5 protein-coding genes are annotated in these 4,559 nt (G+C 51.6%); all 5 read left to right on the top strand.

Features of this window, described 5'->3' with window-relative positions; genetic code table 11:
- Positions 1-346, top strand: a 346-nt coding sequence (locus AB4Z35_RS29695) for a polysaccharide biosynthesis protein (RefSeq protein WP_442101118.1), incomplete at its 5' end; no start/stop codon positions are given.
- 229 nt (positions 347-575) lie between these two features.
- Positions 576-1,829 carry a glycosyltransferase family 4 protein gene (locus AB4Z35_RS29690; RefSeq protein WP_442101117.1) on the top strand — a complete coding sequence of 418 codons (1,254 nt, stop codon included), beginning with the start codon at positions 576-578 and terminating at the stop codon, positions 1,827-1,829.
- Positions 1,829-2,788 (top strand): UDP-glucose 4-epimerase family protein, encoded by a 960-nt coding sequence (locus AB4Z35_RS29685; RefSeq protein ID WP_442101116.1) that lies wholly within the window; start codon positions 1,829-1,831, stop codon positions 2,786-2,788. Before AB4Z35_RS29690 ends, AB4Z35_RS29685 begins: the two co-directional genes overlap by 1 nt.
- A gap of 2 nt (positions 2,789-2,790) precedes the next feature.
- On the top strand, positions 2,791-3,828 hold the full coding sequence (locus AB4Z35_RS29680) for an MraY family glycosyltransferase (RefSeq protein WP_442101115.1): 1,038 nt from the start codon (positions 2,791-2,793) through the stop codon (positions 3,826-3,828).
- A gap of 83 nt (positions 3,829-3,911) precedes the next feature.
- The coding region (locus tag AB4Z35_RS29675; protein ID WP_442101114.1) for a nucleoside-diphosphate sugar epimerase/dehydratase at positions 3,912-4,559 on the top strand (648 nt) is incomplete at its 3' end.

Genomic DNA, 4,559 nt, shown 5'->3' with positions numbered 1-4,559 from the left:
GGCCGAGAAAATGATCCATTTGTCCGGCCTGAGCGTCCGTTCGGAAAAAAACCTGCATGGTGACATCGCTATCGAATTCACCGGGCTGCGTCCGGGTGAGAAGCTCTACGAAGAGCTGTTGATCGGTGACAACGTCAGCGCGACCCGGCATCCAATGATCATGAGCGCCAACGAGGATCATCTGCCGTGGGATGTGCTCAAGCTGAAGCTGGCCGAGTTGCTTGGGGCCGTTGAGCAGGATGATTATTCGCGCGTCAGACAGCTCCTTCGCGAAACGGTCAGTGGCTATACACCGGATGGCGATATCGTCGACTGGATCTACCAGCAGCGTCGCCTGGAACCCTGATTGTTTCACATTGCGCAACAGGCATATTTTTGACAGACTCCAGACATCGCCTAACTTTGGGGGCGCTTGGGAAAAGCTGCTTTCCAAAATTGATGTCATGGAGTTCCGACTATCCGTAATGGCTACGGTACGCTGAGTACCGTATGCCGAATATTGCCGATAAAGTTATGGGGATTGTTTACAATAGCTTGATTGTATAAACAAAAAAATGCTGAGTTGAGCTGCAGGAATGATTGAAAATAAGTTAAAGATTCTGATAGTTACACAGTATTTTTGGCCGGAGAATATGCGTATCAATGACCTGGTTCGCGCCTTCTCGGAAAATGGTCATGAGGTCACTGTGTTGACCGGGTGGCCAAATTATCCAGAAGGTTCGGTATATTCGGAATTTAGTGCCAGTCCTGAGCGTTTCAGCAACTACTTCGGTGCGCGCATAGTTAGAGTTCCATTAGTTTCGCGTGGAAAACGCAGTATTAGCCTGGTTTTCAATTACGTTTCTTTTTTTCTCAGCGCTTCTACACTCGGCGTTTTCAAGCTTAGAAATGAAAAGTTTGATGCGGTTTTCGTATACGCAGTTTCTCCTATTATGGCTGCTATTCCCGCAGTTGTGTTAGGGCGGATAAAAAAGGCCCCAGTATTTGTCTGGGTCCTTGATCTTTGGCCGGAAACTCTGAGGGCTGTAGGGGTACTCCGTCAGCCCGCCTTGTTGGCTTTGGTCGGGCGCGTGGTCAGTGCGATCTACAATCGTGCTGATTATTTGCTTTTACAATCCAAAGGTTTTGCCGACAACGTAAAACAATATTGCACCAAGGAAATCACCCCAGAGCGTTTGATTTATTTCCCAAGTTGGGCTGAGGATGACTTTTCGGCCTCCACTCCGCTCACTTCAAATTTGCTACAGCGAGATGACTCTGTCTTCACCATTGTTTTTGCGGGAAATTTAGGCGAAGCGCAGGATTTTCCCGCGATCCTGGACGCCGCAGAAGCATTGAAGAACAAAGTCGCAGTGCGCTGGGTGATCGTGGGGGATGGGCGTATGAGCAAATGGTTGCATGAACAAGTCACGACAAGAAACTTGAGCAACGTATTGCTGCTGGGACGACACCCTCTGAGCGAGATGCCTGGGGTGTTTGCTTGTGCCGATGCGTTGCTGGTTTCATTGAAAACCAATGATGTATTCGAGAAAACGATTCCCGGGAAGGTCCAGGCTTATATGGCTTCGAGCAAGCCGATCCTGGGCATGATCAATGGGGAGGCTGCACGGGTAATCGAAGAGTCAGGCGGGGGATTTTCCTGCCCCTCAGGTGATGTCCAGGGGCTTGTGCGGATTACTTTGGAGTTGGCCACCACATCCCCTGCTCAACGTGAAACTATGGGGCGTGCCGGTCGGTCCTACTATTTGAGCCACTTTTCCAAACCTGCACTTATGGAGCGTCTGGAAGAGTTGTTTCGCGTTGCTACTTTGCGAAGGACCACCCAATAATGTCGAAGACCGTATTTTTAACCGGTGCAACAGGGTTTGTTGGTAGCGCGACGCTAAGGTGTCTGGTCGCAAGAAACTACACTGTCATTGCCGCGCTGCGTAATGGATCGCAATTACTTCAGAATAAAGTCTCGACGATCCACGTTGACAGTATCGATGGTGCTACGTCCTGGAAAAACGGTCTAACCGGCGTAGACGTGGTCATACATGCCGCGGCTCGCGTTCATGTGATGAATGATACCGAAACCGATCCCTTGGCGGCATTCAGGCGAGTCAATGTTGAAGGTACATTGAATCTTGCACGCCAGGCTGCGTCTGCAGGTGTCCGACGCTTCGTATTTATCAGTTCCATCAAGGTGAACGGCGAAAGTACCGATTTGGGTGTCACGTATTCTCCCGAGGACACGCCAGCTCCGGCAGATCCTTACGGGATATCCAAGATGGAAGCCGAAGAGCTGTTGCGTGAATTGGCCGTGGAGACCGGGATGGAGGTCGTGATCATAAGGCCAGTGTTGGTTTACGGTCCTGGGGTCAAGGCTAACTTTCAAAGCATGATGCGATGGCTCGATAAAGGTATTCCCCTGCCTTTTGGGGCGATTCACAACAGCCGCAGTCTCGTAGCATTGGACAATCTGGTGGATTTGATTGTCACCTGTATCGGTCATCCGGCGGCCGCTAATCAGACCTTTCTGGTCAGTGATGGTGAGGATCTTTCCACCACTCAATTGCTGCGCAAGATTGCGCTTGCCCTTGGGCGTACGGCTCGGCTTGTACCAATACCTGCCAGCGTCCTGCGCGGCATCGCCACATTGCTCGGAAGGAAAGCCCTGTCAAACCGGTTATGCGGATCCTTGCAGGTAGACATCAGCAAAACGCGCTCATTGCTGGGGTGGACACCTCCGGTCTCGGCAGATGACGCACTGAAGGCTACAGCACAACATTTTCAAGAAAGTAAATAACAATGATCTATTGGTGGTTAGTTCCTGCGGTGGCGAGTGTTTCCTTAATATTGACAGCGGTATTACGTCGTTATGCATTGGCGCGAAGTATTATCGACGTCCCCAATGCTCGCAGTTCTCATTCAGTACCCACTCCCAGGGGCGGCGGTGTCGCGATCGTCATCGCATTTTTGTTGGCGCTGCCATTTCTGGCATGGGCACAGTTGGCAACCATGCCACTGTTGATCGCTATCGGGGGGGCGGGTGGCCTGATCGCAATTGTCGGCTTCATGGATGATCATGGTCATATAGCAGCACGTTGGCGCTTGCTAGGCCATTTCTGTGCGGCCGCCTGGGCCTTGTTCTGTCTGGGGGGGCTGCCTCCGATTACCTTGTTTGGATGGGCTGTGGATCTTGGTTGGCTCGGATGCATCCTGGCGGCGGTCTATCTTGTCTGGATGCTCAATCTTTACAATTTCATGGATGGAATCGATGGTATAGCCAGTGTTGAAGCGATTTCGGCGTGCCTGGGTGCTTGTCTGCTTTATTGGCTGAATGGATTCGAAAGCCAGATGTGGGTTCCAGGACTGTTGGCGATGGCGGTTGGAGGATTTCTGTTCTGGAATTTTCCCCCTGCACGCATCTTCATGGGAGACGCTGGAAGCGGATTCCTCGGTATGGTGCTCGGTGTCATCTCGATTCAGGCTGCCTGGATTGCACCGCAGTTGCTCTGGGCCTGGCTGATCCTGTTGGGGGTGTTTGTTGTAGACGCAACCTTCACCTTGATTCGTCGCCTGGTTCGCGGTGACAAAGTTTATGAAGCTCATCGTAGTCACGCCTATCAGTTTGCGTCACGCCGATATCGCAAGCATTTGCCTGTCACTCTCGCCGTCGGGGCAATCAACGTAGGTTGGTTGCTGCCCGTTGCACTTTGCGTGACGTCCTTTGGATTGGATGGTGCGCTTGGCCTGATAATCGCCTATATCCCACTGGTAATTCTGGCGCTCAAATTTCACGCGGGTGAAATCGAAAAAGCCAGTCCTTCAATAGCTGATTTGTGATTATTTGAAGTAACAAGTGCGTCAGGAGACGTACACTGATCAAGCACGGTCATGGGGAGTGGTTAGAGGTGTACGACGGGGTTATGGATAAATTGCGCAAACTGTTGCTTGAGCTGTCGCGCCGTCAAAAACGGCTCATTCAGGTTACGGCTGACGTCATTCTCGTGTGGGCAGCGTTGTGGTTGGCGTTTCTGGTTCGCCTTGGCATTGATGATATGGTCAATCCACTGATCGTCCATTCCTGGCTTTTTTTGAGTGCCCCGATCGTTGCAATCCCGTTGTTTATCCGGTTTGGCATGTATCGCGCAGTCATGCGCTACTTCGGCAACGATGCGTTGATCGCGATCATCAAGGCGGTCAGCTTGTCGTCGCTGATTCTTGGCGTAGTTGTTTATTGGTACAGCAATCACCAAAACGTCGTTCCACGCTCAATCATTTTCAACTACTGGTGGTTGAGTCTGATCATGATCGGCGGGCTTCGTCTGGCCATGCGTCAATACTTTTTGGGCGACTGGTTCAGTGCTGCCCAGCACGTTCCGTTTACCAGTCGTGACGATGGTTTGCCGAAAGTCGCCATTTACGGCGCGGGGGCAGCCGGTAACCAGCTGGTTGCTGCCTTGCGGATGGGGCGAGTCATGCGTCCGGTGGCGTTTATCGATGATGATAGCGGGATTGCCGACAGGGTTATTTCCGGTTTGCAGGTCTATAAACCCAAACATATCCAGCAGCAG

The organism is Pseudomonas sp. KB_15, from assembly GCF_052114525.1.
Classification (GTDB): Bacteria; Pseudomonadota; Gammaproteobacteria; order Pseudomonadales; family Pseudomonadaceae; genus Aquipseudomonas.
This window is presented reverse-complemented; position numbering and strand designations above follow the sequence as displayed.

Bases quoted from the DNA above. Each gene is read 5' to 3' on its own strand.
- AB4Z35_RS29680 (WP_442101115.1), top strand. From the start codon at position 2,791: ATGATCTATTGGTGGTTAGTTCCTGCGGTGGCGAGTGTTTCCTTAATA.
- AB4Z35_RS29685 (WP_442101116.1), top strand. From the start codon at position 1,829: ATGTCGAAGACCGTATTTTTAACCGGTGCAACAGGGTTTGTTGGTAGC.
- AB4Z35_RS29690 (WP_442101117.1), top strand. From the start codon at position 576: ATGATTGAAAATAAGTTAAAGATTCTGATAGTTACACAGTATTTTTGG.